Origin of the sequence: Pseudomonas juntendi, from assembly GCF_021560075.1 — a bacterium.
GTDB lineage: Bacteria > Pseudomonadota > Gammaproteobacteria > Pseudomonadales > Pseudomonadaceae > Aquipseudomonas > Aquipseudomonas juntendi.
Genome location: NZ_CP091088.1, coordinates 1,799,845 through 1,817,000, shown reverse-complemented (window position 1 = coordinate 1,817,000; position 17,156 = coordinate 1,799,845). Strand labels below are relative to the sequence as shown.

Here is a 17,156-nt window from a genome sequence, read left to right as displayed (position 1 = left end):
GGCCGGTATGTCCGAGCAGCAGCACGTCCGTGCGGACGGGACGGTCACGTTCCTTCCGCACCGGCTCAACCGCCACCCCGTTGTCGTGCGCGGCCTCACCGCCGACGAGCTGTGGATCTGCTGCGGCCTGTCCGGCGCCGCCGGCCTGCTGGTCGGCGCGCCGCTGTCCTGGGTGTTCCGCACGATCGCCATCGCGCCGACGTTCGTCGTCCTGGGCGTGGCCCTGGGCGTCTTCATCGGCGGCGGCATCCTGCGCCGGCTCAAGCGCGGGCGTCCCGATACCTGGCTGTACAGGCAACTGCAATGGCGCATCGCCACGCGCCATCCGCTGATGGCGGGATGGGTAGGCGGCCACGTGCTGATCTCGCGCTCCGGCTTCTGGACCACCCGAAGGTCTGCCGCAAGGGGGGCACGATGAGCCGCTTCAAGAACGAGATCACCCACCTGCAGGCGCACATCAAGACGCTTCGCCTGGGTGCTGGCGCGCTGGTCATCGTCGCCCTGGTCATGGGCGGTGGCTGGTGGAGCGCGCCGCGCGACCTGACCATCCACGTCCCGCCCGACCTGCGCTCCGGCAGTACCCGCAAGTGGTGGGAAGTGCCGCCCGAATCGGTCTATGCGTTCACGTTCTACGTGTTCCAGACCCTCAACCGCTGGCCGACGAACGGCGAAGAGGACTACCCGCGCAACCTCCATACGCTCTCGCCGTATCTCACCCCGTCCTGCCAAGCCTTCCTGCGCGCGGACTACGACTACCGCCGCAACACGGGCGAACTGCGCCAGCGCGTGCGCGGCATCTACGAAATCCCCGGCCGCGGCTACGGCGACGACCCCACGGCGCGCGTGCGCGTGGTCTCCGACCGCGACTGGGTGGTGACGCTCGACATCACCGCCGACGAGTACTACGGCGCTGAGCAGGTCAAGCGCGCGCTCGTGCGCTACCCGGTGAAAGTCACGCGGGTGGACGTCGATCCCGCCCGCAACCCGTTCGGCCTGGCGCTGGACTGCTACGACGGTGCGCCCCAGCGCATCAGCGCCCCGGAGCCGACGCGCCCGGCGCCTGGCGGCCTGTCTCCGCAAGCGCCCCAAGGAGGAAACACCCCATGAAGCATCCTGTACTCGTGCTGCTGGGGCTGCTGGCCGCGGCCGCGGCACCCGTCTCCCATGCTGTGGAGATTCTGCGCTGGGAACGCATGCCGCTCGCGGTGCCGCTGAAGGTGGGCCAGGAGCGCATCGTGTTCATCGACCGGAACGTCCGCGTGGGCGTGCCTGCGGGCGTGGGCGAACGCCTGCGCGTGCAGAGCGCGGGTGGCGCGGTGTATCTGCGCGCCAACGAACCGATCGAGCCCACGCGGCTGCAACTGCAGGACGCCGATACCGGCGCGCTGATCCTGCTCGACATCGCGGCCGAGCCGCCCAAGGACGGCGAAGCCGAGCTGGAGCCGGTGCGCATCGTAGAGGGCAGCAGCACTCCGGCGCGCTACGGCGATCAGGCACGCGGTGCCGATGCGGCCCCGGCACGCGCCCAGGATCAGCAAGGCGCTCATGCGGCGCGGCGCGATACTCCAATCGCCGTCGTGCTGACGCGCTTCGCTGCGCAGAACCTCTACGCGCCCCTGCGCACCGTGGAGCCGCTGCCGGGCGTCATGCGGGTGAACCTGCGCCGCGACCTCGACCTCGGCACGCTGATGCCGACGCTGCCGGTGCGCGCGGTCGCGCTCGCGTCGTGGCGTCTGGAAGACCAGTGGGTCACTGCCGTACGCCTGACCAACAGCAGCAGCGGCTGGATCACCCTCGACCCGCGTGTGCTGCAAGGCGACTTCCTCACCGCCACCTTTCAGCACGAAGCGCTCGGCCCCCGCGGGATGCCCGAGGACACGACCGTCCTGTACCTGGTGACGCGCGGGCGCGGCCTCGCGCAATCGCTGCTGCCGGCGATCCACCGTTTCGACCCGGCAGTGCATCTGCCGCAGCCGGAAGCCGAAGCCGGCGACGGCGACGGCAAGGAGGCCCGCCATGCGCAGTAACGGCTTGCTCAAGTGGCTGATGATCCCGGTCGCCTTGCTGGTGCTGTTCGTTGCCATCCGGCTCTTCTCGGGTGGAAGCACGTCGGCACCGCCCGCGGCGGATGCCGGCTCCAAGCTCACGCCTGAGGAAATGAAGGCGCTGGGCATCGAGGGCGATACCCCCCGCGATACCGTGGCAACACTCGTCGCCCAGGTGAAGCAGTTGCGCACCGAGCTTCAGACCGCGCTGACCGACAACAAGTCGCAGCGCGAAGAAAACCAGCGCCTGCGCCAGCGCGAAAACTCCATCGACCAGCGCATCAACTCGGCCCTCGAATCCGAGCGCTCCAACCTGCGCCGCGACCAGGAACAGGCGGCCAGCGCGCGCCAGCAGACCGAAGGGCTGCTCGCCGACCTGCAGCGGCGCCTGGACAGCATTGGCGGGCGCGGCGGCAGCCATGCCGATCTGCCCGTGGGCCTGGGGCTGCGCGATGGCGACGAGGCCGGCATGGAAGGCGGCATGCGGTGGGTCGAGCCGGACGACGCGAAGAAGACCGAGGGCCGCAACGGCAGTCGTGGCACGGGCAACGGCATGAGCTTCCCGACGAGCTTCGGCCCCGCGCAAAGCACGCTGGAAACCGCCGCGAAAACCGTGGCGAACGCCGGCGCACGTGCGGCAGGCGTCAAGAGTGCCAAGCCGGTCTATACCGTGCCGACCAACTCGACGCTGATGGGCTCCGTGGCGATGACCGCGCTGATCGGTCGCGTGCCGATCGACGGAACCGTCAACGATCCGTATCCGTTCAAAGTCCTGGTCGGCCCGGACAACCTGACGGCCAATGGCATCGACATTCCCGACGTGGCCGGCGCCGTGTTCAGCGGCACCGCGTCGGGCGACTGGACACTTTCATGCGTGCGCGGCCAGGTGCGCAGCATCACGTTCGTCTTCAACGACGGCACGATTCGCACGATTCCCGAAGACCGCGAAGGCAACCAGCAGAACAACCAGCAGCGCGACGGCCTGGGCTGGATCAGCGATCCGTATGGCATCCCTTGCGTCAGCGGCGAGCGGCGCAGCAACGCCCAGCAATACCTCGGCTCGCAGGCCCTGATCACCGCGGCCGGTGCCGGCGTGGCCTCGCTGATCGACAGCGACAGCGGCCAGATGTCCTACGTCGGCGCCGACGGCTCCATCGGCAGCGTCGGCATCTCGGGCAACGAGGCCGTGGGCCGCATCCTGGCCGGTGGCGTGCGCGACATGGCGGACTGGGTGAACAAGCTGTACGGGCAGGCGTTCGCGGCCGTCTATGTCCAGCCCGGCGCGAAGGTCGCCGTCCACCTCGAAAAGCCGCTCGCCATCGACTTCGATCCCGAAGGCCGCAAGGTCGATCACCGCGCAGGAGAAAGCCATGCTCTCGAACTTGAATAGGGGCCTGGCGCTGGCCCTCGCCGTCGCGGTGCTCGGCGGCTGCGCCACCAGCAAGGAAAAGCTGCTGCCCCACGGCGACAGCACGATGATGGACATCTGGCAGCAGAACGCCGGCGACGGCGGCGGGAGCGCCGGCCAGGCGGCACGCCGGCAGTTGCTCGATGCCCGCCAGAGCCTGCGCCGGCCGCTGACCGAGGCCGACGTGCAGGCCGCGCCCGCCGAGCAGACGCGCTACACGCGCACCGCACGCAACGAGGTCTATCGCCAGTTCCACCGGCTGCCGAATCCCGATCTCGTCATGTACGTGTATCCACACTTGGCGGGCTCGGACCCTGTACCTGTGCCGGGCTACACGACGGTCTTCCCCCTCTATCAGCGCGTGCAGTACGCCATGCCGGGCGAGCGCGTGGAGGACTACTGATGCGCTGGAAACTTCCCTGGCCGAAGCTGGCCGCATCCGGCATCGGCGACGAAGAGAAGCCAGACGGCTGGCAGCTCCATGTCCAGGCCTTGCACCAGGCCGGCATCCCCGAACCCGGCGCAGCGGTCCAGGGCCGCAGGCCGGCGACGGTAGCCGACGAGCAGGCGCTGTACGACGTTGCGCCGTCGTTCGCGGAACTGCTGCCTTGGGTGGAGTTCCTGCCACAGTCAAAGTCCATGCTGCTGGAGGATGGGCAGTCGGTCGCTGCCTTCTACGAGCTGGTGCCGCTGGGCACCGAGGGCCGGGAACCCGGTTGGCTCGCGCATGCCCGCGATGCCTTGGAGAACGCGCTCCAGGACTCTTTCGATGAGCTGGACGAAAACCCCTGGGTACTCCAGCTCTACGCCCAGGACGAGCCCAGCTTCGACCAGTACATGCAGGCCCTGCGCGACTACGTGCAGCCGCGCGCCCGCGATACCGCGTTCACCGAGTTCTACCTGCGCTTCTTCGGCCACCACCTGCGCGCGGTGGCCAAGCCGGGCGGGCTGTTCGAGGACACGGTGGTCACGCGGCTGCGCTGGCGCGGCCAGACGCGGCGCGTGCGCATGGTGGTCTATCGCCGCGTGAGCGGACAAGGACAGGGGCAGGCAAGCCGCCGCGGCCAAACGCCCGAGCAGATGCTGAACATCGTCTGTGACCGCCTGTGCGGCGGCTTGGCCAACGCGGGCATCCAGGCGCGGCGCATGGTCGCGGCCGACGTCCACGACTGGCTGCTGCGGTGGTTCAATCCGCGCCCCGCGATGCTCGGGCCTGGCGCCGAGGATCGGGAGCGCTTCTACGCGCTGGCGCGCTACCCCGACAGCACCGAAGAAAGCGAGGCCGGCGAGATCGAGCTGGCGAGCGGGCGGGATTTCAGCCAGCGGTTGTTCTTCGGTCAGCCACGCTCCGACGTGGAGCACGGCACCTGGTACTTCGACGGCATGCCGCACCGCGTGCTGATCTCCGACCGGCTGCGCATGCCGCCCGGCACCGGACACCTGACCGGCGAGACCCGCAAAGGGGATGCCATCAACACGCTGTTCGACCAGATGCCGGAAGACACCTTGCTTTGTCTCACGATGGTCGCCACGCCGCAGGATGTCCTGGAAGCGGATCTCAACCACCTGGCGAAGAAGGCCGTGGGCGAGACGCTGGCGTCGGAGCAGACGTTGAAGGACGTGCAGGAAGCCCGCTCCCTCATCGGCAGCGCGCACAAGCTCTACCGGGGGACGCTGGCGTTCTACCTGCGCGGACGCGACGAAGCGGAACTGGACCGGCGCGGACTGGACCTGGCGAACGTGATGCTCAATGCCGGCTTGCAGCCGGTGCGCGAGGACGACGAGGTGGCACCCCTCAACAGCTACTTGCGCTGGCTGCCGTGCTGCTACAACCCTGGCCAGGATCGGCGCAAGTGGTACACCCAACTGATGTTCGCCCAGCACGCGGCGAACCTGGCGCCGGTGTGGGGTCGTGCCCAGGGCACGGGGCACCCTGGCATCACGATGTTCAACCGCGGTGGCGGCCCGATCACCTTCGACCCGCTCAACCGCCTGGATCGGCAGATGAATGCCCACCTGTTTCTGTTCGGCCCCACAGGCTCGGGCAAGTCCGCGACGCTCAACAACCTCTTGAACCAGGTCACGGCGATCTACCGGCCACGGTTGTTCATCGTGGAGGCTGGCAACAGCTTCGGTCTGTTCAGCGATTTCGCCAAGCGCCTGGGCCTGACCGTGAACCGGGTCAAGCTGGCCCCTGGCTCGGGCATCAGCCTCGCTCCATTCGCCGACGCGCGCCGGCTGATCGAGACGCCGAGCGACGTGCAGACACTCGATGCCGATGCGCTGGATGAAGACCTGCCCCCGGACGCCTCGGCCATGGAGTCGGACGAGCAGCGCGATGTGCTGGGCGAGTTGGAGATCACGGCCCGCCTGATGATCACGGGCGGCGAGGACAAGGAAGAAGCCCGGATGACGCGGGCCGACCGCTCGCTGATCCGCCAGTGCATCCTCGACGCCGCCGAGCACTGCCACGGCGGGGGTGGTAGCGAGAAGCGCACGGTGCTCACGCGCGACGTGCGCAACGCGCTGCGCACTCGCGGCCAGGACCCGACGCTGCCCGAGATGCGGCGCGTGCGGCTGCTGGAGATGGCGGACGCGATGGATATGTTCTGCCAAGGCACGGACGGCGAGATGTTCGACCGCGACGGCACGCCATGGCCCGAAGCCGACATCACCTTGGTCGATCTGGCGACCTATGCACGGGAGGGCTACAACGCCCAGCTCTCCATCGCCTACATCAGCCTGATCAGCACGGTGAACAACATCGCCGAACGCGACCAGTACCTGGGCCACCCGATCATCAACGTCACCGATGAAGGCCACATCATCACGAAGAACCCGCTGCTCGCGCCCTACGTCGTGAAAATTACAAAAATGTGGAGAAAGTTGGGGGCCTGGTTCTGGCTCGCGACGCAAAACATCGACGACTTGCCGCGCGCCGCGGAGCCCATGCTCAACATGATCGAGTGGTGGATCTGTCTCAGCATGCCGCCCGATGAAGTCGAGAAGATCGCGCGGTTCCGCGAACTCTCGCCCGCGCAGAAGGCGCTGATGCTGTCGGCCCGCAAGGAGGCGGGCAAGTTCACCGAGGGAGTCATCCTCTCCAAGAGCATGGAAGTGCTGTTCCGCGCCGTGCCGCCAAGCCTGTACCTCGCGCTTGCGCAGACCGAACCCGAAGAGAAGGCCGAGCGCTACCAGCTCATGCAGCAATACGGCTGCACCGAACTGGAAGCGGCCTTCAAGGTAGCCGAGAAGATCGACCAGGCCCGTGGCATCGAGTCGCCGGCCCTGGAACTGTCGTAAACCGGAGAACGCCATGGAACAGAAACGTCCTTCCATTCCGATGCAGGTCCAGGCGTTCCGCCGTCGCCGCTGGCGGCCTCGCTGGTCCTGGGTATTGGCTGCTGCGCTGGTCGCACTGGTCCTGATCTGGCGGGTGTCCCGGACGCCCGGTGATTCCTCGCCACAGCCGCCCGCGCCGGCCAGCATCATGCAGCCCTCCGGCCCTCCCTGGCAGATGGGCAACCCGGAGGGCCGCTTCACGCTGACGCTCTATGCCGACCTGGAATGCCCGTTCTGCCGGGAGTACTTCCCCCAGCTAAAGCACTGGGTCGGCAACAACACCGACGTGGCGCTGCAATGGCACCACCAGCCGCTGGCCGCGCACGAGCCGGCCGCGTCGGACGAGGCCCGCCTGGCCGAGTGCGCCGCCGAAGCAGGCGGGCATGCTGCGTTCTGGCAAGCCGTCGAATGGGTCTATGCCCATACGCGCAGCGACGGCCAAGGATTGCCCGACGGGCTTCAGTACCCCGAATCCACGCCAGCCATCAAGCAGTGCATGGCAAGCGAACGTCCCGGCGCCGCCATTCGCGTCCAGGCCTCAGAAGCCACCAAGAGCGGCGTGACCGCCACGCCGTCGCTGCGGCTGCTCGATCGCCAGACGGGCCAGGCCATCCTGCTGCAGGGGCCTATCGAGGGCGATGCCTTGCTGTCGGCCATGGACATGCTGGCGGCTGGGGACATGGCCAGCGACGCGGCGGCTTCGCCCGCCACCCCCACATCCGAAATGCCTGCCGACGTTGTCGGCGACATGCCCAGGTAGTCCTCGGTCTTGAAGGCTACGGCGCGGCTCGCCGCGCTGACCGCTACCCGTTCGCTTTCGCATCCTGGCCGCGAACAATCACCGCCGCGCGGTGATGGATGCACCTTGTTCCGCAGTTTCCATCCCCAGGAGGGCTTGCCCTCCCAGGGTGGCGCCCTCCGCTCACTTTCTGGAGGTCCGCCATGTCTCTCGTCGCCAACGACTCCTGCGTGGAGCCACGTTTTGCCCCCGCGTCCCAATCCGATGACTGGATCATCCGGCAAGGCATCGCGCTGCTGGAGCAGCGGGTCTTCAAGAAGGGGCCATCCCTGGAACGGCCCGCCGCCGTCAAGGACTACCTGCGCCTGAAACTGGCCGCCGAGCCCAATGAAATCTTCGCCATCGTGTTCCTCAACAGCATGCACGAGGTGCTGGCCTACGAGCCGATGTTCAGAGGCACGATCCATTCGACCTCGGTGCATGCGCGTCCGATCGTGCAGCGTGCCTTGGAACTGAATGCGGCAGCGGTCATTTTTTCTCACCAACACCCTTCGGGCTGCACGGAGCCGTCAAGCGCGGACCGCGCGTTGACCCAAACGCTGAGGGCGGCATTGTCGCTGATCGACGTGAAGGTGCTGGATCACCTCATCGTCGGCCAAGGCACGCCGTACTCGTTTGCGGAATCCGGCCTGCTATAGCGACGGCATCGGCTTGCTAATCCACGCGGAGGCTTCGGCCTCCGCTTTTTCATGGGCGCGAGACAAGCAGGTATGCGGGCAGTGCGCGATGCGCATTGTTTGTTGGGGCCGCTTCGGCTTCGCGTTTGACTACTGCTCTGATCAACTTCAAGGGCACGCGACATGCCAGCATCTCTTTCCAGGTTCGCGCCGGGCTGGCGAACCCTCGGCCTGGCCGTGGCGCTGCCGACAGCTCTGGCCGTTTTCAGCCCGGCCACCTTCGCCGCCGACGTGGTGGTCGTCACCGACAGCCGCCACCCGGTCAAGACCATGGGCGGCGAGCGGCTGATCGAGCTGGACGAAGCTCACAGGATTGAAGCGGAGCTTTCAGCGGAACTGCCCACCGATCCCGAACAGGCGACGGCCATCGTCAAGCGTCGGCTCTCAAGCGGCGGCGCCGACCTCCAGCGCCGCATCGCCTCCGCATATCAGGGCGTCACCGACGCCTGGAGCCTGGGCGTCACCAGCCTCCCAGCGGTCGTGGTGGACCAGCGTTACGTGGTCTATGGCGAGCCGGACGTGGCTCGCGCCATCGCGCGCATCGAGCAGCACCGGAGGACCCAGCCGTGACCCGAGCATTCGACCTGATGCGCCGCCTGCGCGCTGGCGTGGCGTCCGTGCTGCTGCTCAGTGCCACCGGCAGCTACGCCCTCAACACCGCCACCATCGTCGGCTCGGTGGCTTCGCCCGATTGCCTCGAATACCGCGTCGTCGGCATCTGCTACTGGCTCTACTGCACCTGGACCGGCTGTACGGTTCGCACGTCGATCAAGGTGCGCCACTACATCCCCGATGCGGTGGTGTCGTCGTACTCGAATACCGGCGAAAACCCCTGGGTCGAAGTCCGGGCGATGAGCACGCCCAACCCGTCCGCCCAGGCGGGCGGCGACGGGACGACGAACGAGGACCACGAAAACAACCTCGCCAAATTCAAGAACGCGGACGTCATCGGCCACCCCGGCGCCGAGGTGTTCAACCAGTTCGTCTCGTCGTCGGGCTACTTCTGCGAGGGCGCGGGCACGGCGTTCATGCCGTACTTGCTCAGCACGCTGGATACGCTGGCCTGGCGCTACAACGTGCCCGAGATGGCCTACCCGGAAGCGCTGATTCCGGGCCGGCGCGAGGTCGGCGCACGCACCACGATGAACCTATGGGGCAACGTGTATCCGCGTGGCGGTTTTCTGCATCAGGCCGACGATCACAAGGCCGGCGCAGTCGTCGCCCAGCGTGCGGGCGATGTTGTCACGCGCCGCGGGCAGATCCACGTCTATCAGCCGCTGCTCGCCAACTCGCGGCCCGGCTACTGGCCCGCCGGTGCGCTGATGGAGGGCGATGCTTCCACCGGCAAGTGGCAGGAACTCACGCCCGTCCTGTCCTCGTCCTGCACGGTCTTCCCACGCAGCGGCTTCCTGACCCAGGCGCAGCAAGGTGATTACGCCTGGGCGTTGTGGCGGCCCTATGCGTGCTGCGAACGCCGGGGCCAGGTGTTCCTCGGCAGCGTCGATTTCTATTGAGGATACGGCGATGAAGCGTCCTGAACTGATGAACCTCTCCACCCAGGCGCGTCGCCTGCTGCGTCCCACGGCGCTGGCCGGGGCGCTCGCCCTGGGCTGCGGCCTCGCGTGGGCGCAGGCTGGATACCAGACCAGCGGCCCCATCCTCGGCGACGAGGTGATGTATTCGATCGGCGGCGGCAGCGCCGTGTCGATGGGCCGTGCGGCCGGCATGCGCTCGATCGGCGTGGGCGTGGGCTGGAACAGCAACCTGATCTGCGGCGACATGAGCATCCAGACCACGCTGCGCAACCAGCTCAACGGCATCACCAACGGCTTTCAGCAGATCATGAGCAATGTGATTCAGAGCGCCACGAGCGCCGTGGCGTCCCTGCCTGCGCTGATCATCCAACGCGCCGATCCCGGCCTCTACAACCTGCTCACCAATGGCGTGCTGCAGGCGCGGCTGGACTTTGATCGCTCCAAGCTGACGTGCCGTGCCATGGCCGAGAAGATGGCCGACATGGCGGGCGGTCAGCTCGGCTGGAGCCAAATGGCCGAAGGCATGGCGCTGCGCGATGCCGTGTCGAGCACCGATGCCGTTTCGGCGATCGAGCAGGCCGAGACGAGGCGCGGCAACGACGGCGTGCCCTGGGTGGGCGGCAGCAATGCCGGCGGCGCGGGCCAGCGTGCAATCCGGGTGGTCGGCGACGTGACCCGTGCGGGCTACAACCTGGTCAACGGCCGCGGCGTGACCGACACGTCGTCCATCGCGCCCGCGAGTTGCGCAAGCCTGTCCTGCCAGACCTGGACCTCGCCGCAGCAAGCGGTCGAATGGGCGACGCGGGTGCTCGGGGAGCAGGAGCAGCGCACTTGCGATTCCTGCACCAAGACCGAGACCGTGCCCGGCGTCGGGTTGACGCCGCTAATCCAGGAGGAATACGAGACGAAGCTGGAAGCCCTGCAGGAGCTGATCTCGGGGACGCGCAACACCACGTTCGAGAACCTGCGCGCGGCCGGCAGCACGTCGCTGCCCATCACGCGCGGCGTCATCGAGGCGCTGCGCGACGAACCTGATCAGGACCTGCTGGCACGCCGCCTGGCCTCGGAGGTCGCGCTGTCGTCCGTCTTGGAGAAGGCATTGCTGCTCCAGCGGACCCTGTTGACCGGGAAGAAAGAGCCCAACGTGGCGGCGAACCAGTTGGCGGTCGAGGCCGTGAACCACGAAAGCGACACGCTCGACCAGGAGATCCGCAATCTCAAGACCGAACTGGAGCTGCGTCGCGAGTTGGCCAACAACTCGCCCATGGCCATCATCCAGCGCCACGGCACGCGCGCGGCTGGCTCGCGTGGCATCTACGAGGGTGATCCTGTTCCCGATCGCCTCGACCGGCTCCAGAGGGGCACTCCGGGAGGCAACCCATGAACCCAATCCGCGCCGGATGGCTGCGCCCGCGCTGGCTGTTCAGCCGGCGCGCGGCGAAGGTGCTGCTGTGGACGGTGGTGCTCGTCGTCGCCGCCGTGGGTGCCAACATCCTCGGCATCTACCTCGTCGGCAGCGTGGCCGGCTGGGAGCGGTGGCTGGCGGCTGCTTCGGGCTACTTCCTGGTATGGCGGCTGTGCGTGTACGCGGCAACGGCCTATGGATGGTTCTGGATGCGCCGCCGGGTGCTGGCCCGCGAAGACCAAACCGGGACGGATGGGCAGGCGCGGCGCCGGCTGATCCGCACCGAGGTCGCCGGCGTCGTCGCCATCGTCGCGCTGGAAACCAGCCTGTTGATGCAGGCCGCTTGAGGGGAGATCGGGGCCATGACGCTCTTCACGACCGACTATCTGGAGTACTACCTCACCCTCGTGTCCTGGATCGTCAACAACGGCATCTGGGCGGTGCTGGTGTCCAGCGGGGTATTCGCGCTGCCTTTCGTCGCCATCATCGTGCAGGAGTGGCTGAAGGCCCGAGCGGAAGGCGCCGACGAGGGCAACAAAGGCCTGCTCTCGGCTGCACGCATCGAGAACCGGGTATTCGTCGCCATCGTGGTGGTGATGTTCGCGGGCATTCCGTTCATCGACGTGGACCTCAACACCATCCAGTACGACAGCTCGCGCTCGGCCCAGTGCCAAGTCAGCGTGCCTCAGCCCACGGATACCGGCTGGTCGCAGTCCTTCAGCACCATCAACAACCAGTCGGCGAAAGTGCCGGTCTGGTGGGCCTTCATGCACGCGCTCTCGCGCGCCGTGACGAGCGCCTCGGTGGCGGCGATCCCATGTGGCACGGACCTTCGGCAAATGCGCATGGAGATCGACGCCACGCGCATTGACGATCCCGTGCTGGCCCAGGAAGTGGCGGATTTCTCGCGGGACTGCTACGGGCCTGCACGGGCCAAATTGTTCATGCAGCGCCCTCAGCTCGATGAGCAGCAGATGCACGACGTGACCTGGATCGGATCGAGGTTCTTCACCGACACCAACGGCTACTACGACACGTACCGTTCAAGCACGCCGCGCGACGACTGGCCTTACGACAGCAACCGCGATGCCGGGCTTGCGCAGGTGGCCAGCGGCGGCGGCTATCCGACCTGCAGGCAGTGGTGGGCCGATGGCAGCAACAGCCTGCGGACACGCCTGCTGGGTCAGGTGGACCCGAGCCTGCTCAATCGCCTCGCAGGCTGGGCCGGGTTTCTGAGCAGGGCCGAGGTGGACGACTCGGTGATCCGCGCCATTGCCTCCCCGCGGCAGCAGAAGTTGAACCAGGGCAGTGTCTATACAGACTACGGCGGCCAGATCGACAAGACCCTGCCGAACATCGTGACGCGCGCCACGGGCGACGTCGGCATGGCAGTCGGCGCGATTGCCGCGTTTCCCGCCATGGACGTCGTGAGACAGTCTCTGCCCATGGTCCTCGCCTTGCTCAAGATGGCACTGGTCATCTGCATTCCGCTCGTGCTGGTCATCGGCACCTATGACCTGAAGACGGTCGTCACCGTCAGCGTCGTGCAGTTCGCGCTGTTCTTCGTGGACTTCTGGTTCCAGCTCGCCCGCTGGATCGACAGCACCATCCTCGATGCGCTTTACGGCTGGGGCTTCGGGTGGAATCGGCCGCACACAAACTTCGACCCGCTGGTGGGATTGAACAATGCCTTTGGAGACATGCTTCTGATGTTCATCATGGGCACCATGTTCATCGTCCTGCCTACGTTCTGGATTGGCGCACTCACCTGGGTCGGTGTACGTGCCGGTGCGATCGCCAACACGTTCGCCACTGCCACAAAGGATGCAGGAAGCGCTGGTGGCAAAGGAGCAGGTGCTGTCTCAGGCGGCAAGCTCAAATGATCGAATGACCTTCGGCGTCAGTCGTCTTGGTACATCTCGTGGGATGTATCGTTGTACAGGTTGGGATCGTAGCCGGGCGTGGCCCGCAGTTCCTCAATGGTTGGGTACTGCAGTTCAAACCCTTCTTCATCGGGATGGTGCTGATTCATAGCCCATCCTGCCACCACCACGCCCAGCAGCACGAGTGCGAACCAGAAAGCAACGTAGAGCAGCACCCCGAGCACAACCAGCTTGAAGACCCACACAAGTGCGGTAGCACCAGCTCGCGGCACCCCCCTGAATACCAGCCAATTCGACGCCCGCCGTTCGCCACGCGCATAGGCACGCCATCCGCGGCCAAAGGCGCGGCCGAGGCGTTCTGCGGTGCTGGTGCGGGTCGTCGTGTTCATGGTCGTCTCCTGCTGCTGAGGAATACCTATTTCAGTTTGCTCCAATTCATTCGGTTTGAGGCCTCAATGCGCTTTCTTGCTGCTTCAGGACGCTTCGTCCTCCGGCTCCACCGGGCCGGGATCGGGTTCCACGCCGATGCGGTAGGTGGCAACGAACCGCGGCCAGTCCACATGGTCAACCAGGTCGATGTCCTCGATGACGCTGACCTTCGCTCCGGCACGCTCGAACAGGGCGATGCTCGCGGCGGGATAGTTGTTGCGAGAGGGGTAGAGCACCCCGTCGAACAACGGCTCGCCGTCGTCCCCGAGCATTGCATGCACCTGTGCGGACACCTGCTGCGTGTGCATGTAGTCGCGGCTGGCCAACTGCTCCAGATTCAGGCCGAAGTAGCCCGCCATGACGCCCGGCGCCGTGAGGTCGGCCAGAAGAACGTCGTCCAGTACGCCTACTGCGCGAACCATCCGGGCCTGAACTTCCTTCAAGGCGATGGAGCGATTCGTGTCTTCAAGCCACTGGTGCTTGTGAAACACCGACTCCATCAGCGCTGTGGGTAGGTCGCGCCCCAGGTAGAGCACGCCGTAGGCCCCCGTCGGGCCATCGTAGCGATTCGTGCTGCTGCGGCCATAGTACAGCGGGCTGCCCCGATAGACGACGCGGCTCACGTGCTGGAGCAATTCACCGGCATCGATCAGAAACGAAGGCAGCTTGCGGCTCATGGTGGTCTCGCCTCAATGCACCTGCACGCCCAGCACGTTGAACACGGCCTCCGCCACGTCGTCGATCGTGCCATGCGTGACCGCATCCACCGGCGAGCGACCGCCCAGGCCTTCGAGCGGTTCGGACAGCGCGCGGTAGATCGTCCAGTGGTCGATGCCCTCGACCTCCTGAAGCACGGTTTGGGTCAACTGCTGCTTCACCGGGTCGAGCTGCCAGTCGGGCAGCTTCTGGCCGCGCGGCCCCACGTTCAGTGCCAGCAGCCGACGGGCGAGGATGTCCTTGTAGATTTGCTGGCGCGACTTGTCCGCCAGCTTGGCGAACTCGGCAGGCGGCAGATTGTCCGGCTGGTTGAAGGCTTCCAGCAGCACGGCGCGGCCTCGCTGGACATCGGTTTCATTCGGTGCCCAGCGCGTGTCGGAGCGCAACGCGGCCGCCTTGCGCTGCAAGGCCTGCACCACCGTTTCGCCTTCGAGGTTGGCGGGCAGCTTCACCGCTTCCACGCGCTCATGAATGAACGCCTGCAACTCGGCCGCGAAAGCCGGGGCATTGCGGATTTCGACGGTATCCGCGAAACGGCGCACATCCTCCACGGTGACGCGCGGCAGACGGTCGGCAATGAATTCGATCGCAGTGGGCATGGTCAGCTCCCAAGTAGGTTTGAGACAGGGTTCACTTTAGTCGCCTTTGTCGCATTTGTCAACTTAGTCGCCTGAGCGGAAGCCTACCTGGCGGTGTAGCGTCCCGGCAGCATAGGCCGGGGCCAGCGCCAGGTCGCCGTCCAATCCATTCGTGCGAGTTCCACATTGACGCTGGAGCCGCAGTCCAGGCCCCGCTATACCGAAACGGTTAAAGGCCAAAGGGTCGAAACGGCAAGGGAATGGGGTGCAAGGGGAAAGGCCCTACCTCGAAAAGGCAAAAAAGCCTCCCGCCCGGCCCGCCATCAGGACACCGACATGCTCTCCCTGTTCCAGCGAAAACGGCCCCCGGTCACTGCCGCGCCGTCGCCAGCCCCCGCCACCGACCTCCCGAAAGGGTTGATGCGGCCGGAATCGGCCGCATCGCTGCTGGCCACGCCGCGCCGGCAGAAGCTGCTGGAACACATCTGGCAGCGCACCTCGCTCTCGCGCAGGCAGTTCGCCACCCTGTACCGCACGCCACTGGAGCGCTACGCCGAGCTGGTCCAGGCTTTCCCGGCCTCCGAAGCACACCACCACGCATACCTCGGCGGCATGCTCGACCATGGTCTGGAAATCGTCGCCTACAGCCTGAAGCTGCGGCAGTCCCATCTGCTACCCATCGGTGCCAATCCCGAAGATCAGGCCGCACAGTCCGAAGCCTGGACCGCCGCCGTCGCTTACGCCGCGCTACTCCACGACGTCGGCAAGATCGCCGTTGATCTGCACATCGAGCTGGCCGACGGCAGTACCTGGCACCCGTGGCATGGCTCGCTGCGTCAGCCATACCGCTTCCGCTACCGCGACGATCGCGAGTACCGCCTGCACAGCGCCGCGACAGGCTTGCTCTACCGCCAGTTGCTCGACCGCGATGCCTTGGACTGGCTCAGTGGCTATCCGTCCTTGTGGGCATCCTTGCTTTACGTCCTGGCCGGGCAGTACGAGCACGCCGGGGTGCTGGGCGAACTGATCGTGCAGGCCGACCGCGCCTCAGTGGCCCAGGAACTCGGCGGTGATCCGGCGCGCGCGATGGCCGCGCCCAAGCACACACTACAACGCAAGCTGGTCAACGGGCTGCGCTACCTGCTCAAGGAGGACCTGAAACTGAACCAGCCCGAGGCCTCCGATGGCTGGCTCACCGACGACGCGCTCTGGCTGGTGAGCAAAACCGTTTCCGACAAGCTCCGCGCGCACCTGCTGTCCCAGGGCATCGATGGCATTCCCGCGAACAACACCGCAGTGTTCAACGTACTGCAAGACCACGGCATGTTGCAGCCGACGCCCGACGGCAAGGCGATCTGGCGGGCAATCGTGACCAGTTCGACCGGCTGGTCCCACTCGTTCACCCTGTTGCGGCTGGCACCTGCGCTGATTTGGGAGCCCGGCGAACGGCCAGCGCCGTTCGCGGGGACGGTGGCGATCGATACGACAGCGGCCGACAAAGATGCCGATGCCTCGGTGCAATCGGCGGCAATCGCGGCAACGCCTCCTGCCGAAGAGGAGCAGTCCGCTCCGTGGACGGACGCTGGCGGCGCCGCTGCCCCGGTTCACCCGTCCGCTGCCCGGGCCGTGCCCGATGTCATGGAAGACATGCTCGCGATGGTGGGAATGGGTGATTTGCCTGGCATCCGGCAGGATGCAGAAGCCGTCTCGGTCGAAGCGCCTGCCGCAGTCCCCGAAATGCCTGCATCGTCCGTGGCGAAGCCACTGCCTCCAGCGCCCGCGTCCACGGCCGCGCAGCCATCCGGCGAGCACTTCATGGCATGGCTGCAACAGGGCGTCGCCTCGCGGCGGCTCATCATCAACGACGCCAAGGCGCTCGTGCATACCGTGGGCGACACCGCCTACCTGGTCAGCCCCGGCGTCTTCCAGCGTTACGCGCAGGAGCACCCGCAAGTTGGCACGCTGGCGAAGCAGGAAAGCCAGCAGGATTGGCAATGGGTACAGAAGCGCTTCGAGCGGCTGCAATACCACCGCAAGCATCCCAACGGCCTGAATATTTGGACTTGTGAAGTAACCGGACCTCGCAAGTCTCGTCGGCTGCATGGCTATCTATTGATAGAACCTGCCCATGTGCTTGCCGAGTGTCCTCCAAATAATCCATATCTCTCGCTTTTGCGAGCAGATTCTGCCGTGTAAGCCATGTATTCGCCCGCCGACACGCCTCTTTGACCCATATCGGATCGATCCTGATCTTGCTGGTGCGCAGGCCCCCAAGGCCGAAGGCGTCAGGGGGCAAAGCCGGATGGCCGCAATTCGGCACGAAGCGCGGGGCCGTAGC

At 66.4% G+C, this 17,156-nt stretch carries 17 protein-coding genes; 14 read left to right on the top strand and 3 right to left on the bottom strand.

From position 1 onward, the window contains the following. Positions 1-7: 7 nt before the first annotated feature. The 13 genes from L1P09_RS08380 (at position 8) to L1P09_RS08320 (ending at position 13,094) form a co-directional block, all read left to right on the top strand. Positions 8-418: a TIGR03750 family conjugal transfer protein gene (locus L1P09_RS08380; protein ID WP_021264218.1), complete on the top strand. Its 411-nt coding sequence runs from the start codon at positions 8-10 to the stop codon at positions 416-418. Continuing rightward, positions 415-1,107 carry a PFL_4703 family integrating conjugative element protein gene (locus L1P09_RS08375; protein WP_021264217.1) on the top strand — a complete coding sequence of 231 codons (693 nt, stop codon included), beginning with the start codon at positions 415-417 and terminating at the stop codon, positions 1,105-1,107. The genes L1P09_RS08380 and L1P09_RS08375 overlap by 4 nt, the downstream gene beginning before the upstream one ends. Continuing rightward, entirely contained in the window at positions 1,104-2,027 is a 924-nt protein-coding gene (locus tag L1P09_RS08370) for a TIGR03749 family integrating conjugative element protein (RefSeq protein ID WP_022580330.1), read from the top strand. Before L1P09_RS08375 ends, L1P09_RS08370 begins: the two co-directional genes overlap by 4 nt. Then, the gene (locus L1P09_RS08365; protein ID WP_022580331.1) at positions 2,017-3,435 is read left to right on the top strand and encodes a TIGR03752 family integrating conjugative element protein; all 1,419 of its coding nucleotides are present in this window, start codon (positions 2,017-2,019) and stop codon (positions 3,433-3,435) included. Before L1P09_RS08370 ends, L1P09_RS08365 begins: the two co-directional genes overlap by 11 nt. Further along, positions 3,416-3,856 carry a TIGR03751 family conjugal transfer lipoprotein gene (locus L1P09_RS08360; RefSeq protein WP_023435212.1) on the top strand — a complete coding sequence of 147 codons (441 nt, stop codon included), beginning with the start codon at positions 3,416-3,418 and terminating at the stop codon, positions 3,854-3,856. The genes L1P09_RS08365 and L1P09_RS08360 overlap by 20 nt, the downstream gene beginning before the upstream one ends. Continuing rightward, positions 3,856-6,756, top strand: a complete 2,901-nt coding sequence (locus L1P09_RS08355; protein WP_023435211.1) for a conjugative transfer ATPase — start codon at positions 3,856-3,858, stop codon at positions 6,754-6,756. The genes L1P09_RS08360 and L1P09_RS08355 overlap by 1 nt, the downstream gene beginning before the upstream one ends. Before the next feature lie 13 nt (positions 6,757-6,769). Further along, the gene (locus tag L1P09_RS08350) at positions 6,770-7,555 is read left to right on the top strand and encodes a DsbA family protein (protein ID WP_022580333.1); all 786 of its coding nucleotides are present in this window, start codon (positions 6,770-6,772) and stop codon (positions 7,553-7,555) included. A 182-nt stretch (positions 7,556-7,737) separates the two neighbouring features. Next, a complete protein-coding gene (locus L1P09_RS08345) occupies positions 7,738-8,232 on the top strand; it encodes a JAB domain-containing protein (RefSeq protein WP_023435210.1) in 495 nt (164 codons plus the stop codon). 162 nt (positions 8,233-8,394) lie between these two features. Further along, positions 8,395-8,841: a TIGR03757 family integrating conjugative element protein gene (locus L1P09_RS08340; RefSeq protein WP_022581019.1), complete on the top strand. Its 447-nt coding sequence runs from the start codon at positions 8,395-8,397 to the stop codon at positions 8,839-8,841. A gap of 17 nt (positions 8,842-8,858) precedes the next feature. Further along, on the top strand, positions 8,859-9,785 hold the full coding sequence (locus tag L1P09_RS08335) for a TIGR03756 family integrating conjugative element protein (RefSeq protein ID WP_155661894.1): 927 nt from the start codon (positions 8,859-8,861) through the stop codon (positions 9,783-9,785). A 10-nt stretch (positions 9,786-9,795) separates the two neighbouring features. Next, positions 9,796-11,190: an integrating conjugative element protein gene (locus L1P09_RS08330; protein WP_022581021.1), complete on the top strand. Its 1,395-nt coding sequence runs from the start codon at positions 9,796-9,798 to the stop codon at positions 11,188-11,190. Further along, positions 11,187-11,558, top strand: coding sequence for a hypothetical protein (locus tag L1P09_RS08325; protein ID WP_022581022.1), 372 nt, complete (start codon positions 11,187-11,189; stop codon positions 11,556-11,558). Before L1P09_RS08330 ends, L1P09_RS08325 begins: the two co-directional genes overlap by 4 nt. Before the next feature lie 15 nt (positions 11,559-11,573). Beyond that, positions 11,574-13,094: a conjugal transfer protein TraG N-terminal domain-containing protein gene (locus L1P09_RS08320; RefSeq protein WP_022581023.1), complete on the top strand. Its 1,521-nt coding sequence runs from the start codon at positions 11,574-11,576 to the stop codon at positions 13,092-13,094. 17 nt (positions 13,095-13,111) lie between these two features. Here the strand turns inward: L1P09_RS08320 and L1P09_RS08315 are convergent, their stop codons facing one another. From L1P09_RS08315 to L1P09_RS08305, 3 genes are all read right to left on the bottom strand, one after another. After that, positions 13,112-13,483 carry a DUF3742 family protein gene (locus tag L1P09_RS08315; RefSeq protein ID WP_022581024.1) on the bottom strand — a complete coding sequence of 124 codons (372 nt, stop codon included), beginning with the start codon at positions 13,481-13,483 and terminating at the stop codon, positions 13,112-13,114. Positions 13,484-13,567: 84 nt separating this feature from the next. Beyond that, complete coding sequence (locus L1P09_RS08310; RefSeq protein WP_022581025.1) at positions 13,568-14,200, bottom strand: RES family NAD+ phosphorylase; 633 nt, start codon at positions 14,198-14,200, stop codon at positions 13,568-13,570. A gap of 12 nt (positions 14,201-14,212) precedes the next feature. After that, positions 14,213-14,839 carry an integrase gene (locus tag L1P09_RS08305; RefSeq protein WP_022581026.1) on the bottom strand — a complete coding sequence of 209 codons (627 nt, stop codon included), beginning with the start codon at positions 14,837-14,839 and terminating at the stop codon, positions 14,213-14,215. 315 nt (positions 14,840-15,154) lie between these two features. On the opposite strand from L1P09_RS08305, the gene mobH reads away from it, so the two are divergent. Beyond that, positions 15,155-17,014, top strand: a complete 1,860-nt coding sequence (gene mobH, locus L1P09_RS08300) for a MobH family relaxase (RefSeq protein ID WP_023912032.1) — start codon at positions 15,155-15,157, stop codon at positions 17,012-17,014. Positions 17,015-17,156 lie beyond the last annotated feature (142 nt).

Coding starts and splice junctions, on each gene's coding strand:
- L1P09_RS08380 (WP_021264218.1), top strand. CDS start 8: ATGTCCGAGCAGCAGCACGTCCGTGCGGACGGGACGGTCACGTTCCTT.
- L1P09_RS08375 (WP_021264217.1), top strand. CDS start 415: ATGAGCCGCTTCAAGAACGAGATCACCCACCTGCAGGCGCACATCAAG.
- L1P09_RS08370 (WP_022580330.1), top strand. CDS start 1,104: ATGAAGCATCCTGTACTCGTGCTGCTGGGGCTGCTGGCCGCGGCCGCG.
- L1P09_RS08365 (WP_022580331.1), top strand. CDS start 2,017: ATGCGCAGTAACGGCTTGCTCAAGTGGCTGATGATCCCGGTCGCCTTG.
- L1P09_RS08360 (WP_023435212.1), top strand. CDS start 3,416: ATGCTCTCGAACTTGAATAGGGGCCTGGCGCTGGCCCTCGCCGTCGCG.
- L1P09_RS08355 (WP_023435211.1), top strand. CDS start 3,856: ATGCGCTGGAAACTTCCCTGGCCGAAGCTGGCCGCATCCGGCATCGGC.
- L1P09_RS08350 (WP_022580333.1), top strand. CDS start 6,770: ATGGAACAGAAACGTCCTTCCATTCCGATGCAGGTCCAGGCGTTCCGC.
- L1P09_RS08345 (WP_023435210.1), top strand. CDS start 7,738: ATGTCTCTCGTCGCCAACGACTCCTGCGTGGAGCCACGTTTTGCCCCC.
- L1P09_RS08340 (WP_022581019.1), top strand. CDS start 8,395: ATGCCAGCATCTCTTTCCAGGTTCGCGCCGGGCTGGCGAACCCTCGGC.
- L1P09_RS08335 (WP_155661894.1), top strand. CDS start 8,859: ATGCGCCGCCTGCGCGCTGGCGTGGCGTCCGTGCTGCTGCTCAGTGCC.
- L1P09_RS08330 (WP_022581021.1), top strand. CDS start 9,796: ATGAAGCGTCCTGAACTGATGAACCTCTCCACCCAGGCGCGTCGCCTG.
- L1P09_RS08325 (WP_022581022.1), top strand. CDS start 11,187: ATGAACCCAATCCGCGCCGGATGGCTGCGCCCGCGCTGGCTGTTCAGC.
- L1P09_RS08320 (WP_022581023.1), top strand. CDS start 11,574: ATGACGCTCTTCACGACCGACTATCTGGAGTACTACCTCACCCTCGTG.
- L1P09_RS08315 (WP_022581024.1), bottom strand. CDS start 13,483: ATGAACACGACGACCCGCACCAGCACCGCAGAACGCCTCGGCCGCGCC.
- L1P09_RS08310 (WP_022581025.1), bottom strand. CDS start 14,200: ATGAGCCGCAAGCTGCCTTCGTTTCTGATCGATGCCGGTGAATTGCTC.
- L1P09_RS08305 (WP_022581026.1), bottom strand. CDS start 14,839: ATGCCCACTGCGATCGAATTCATTGCCGACCGTCTGCCGCGCGTCACC.
- mobH (WP_023912032.1), top strand. CDS start 15,155: ATGCTCTCCCTGTTCCAGCGAAAACGGCCCCCGGTCACTGCCGCGCCG.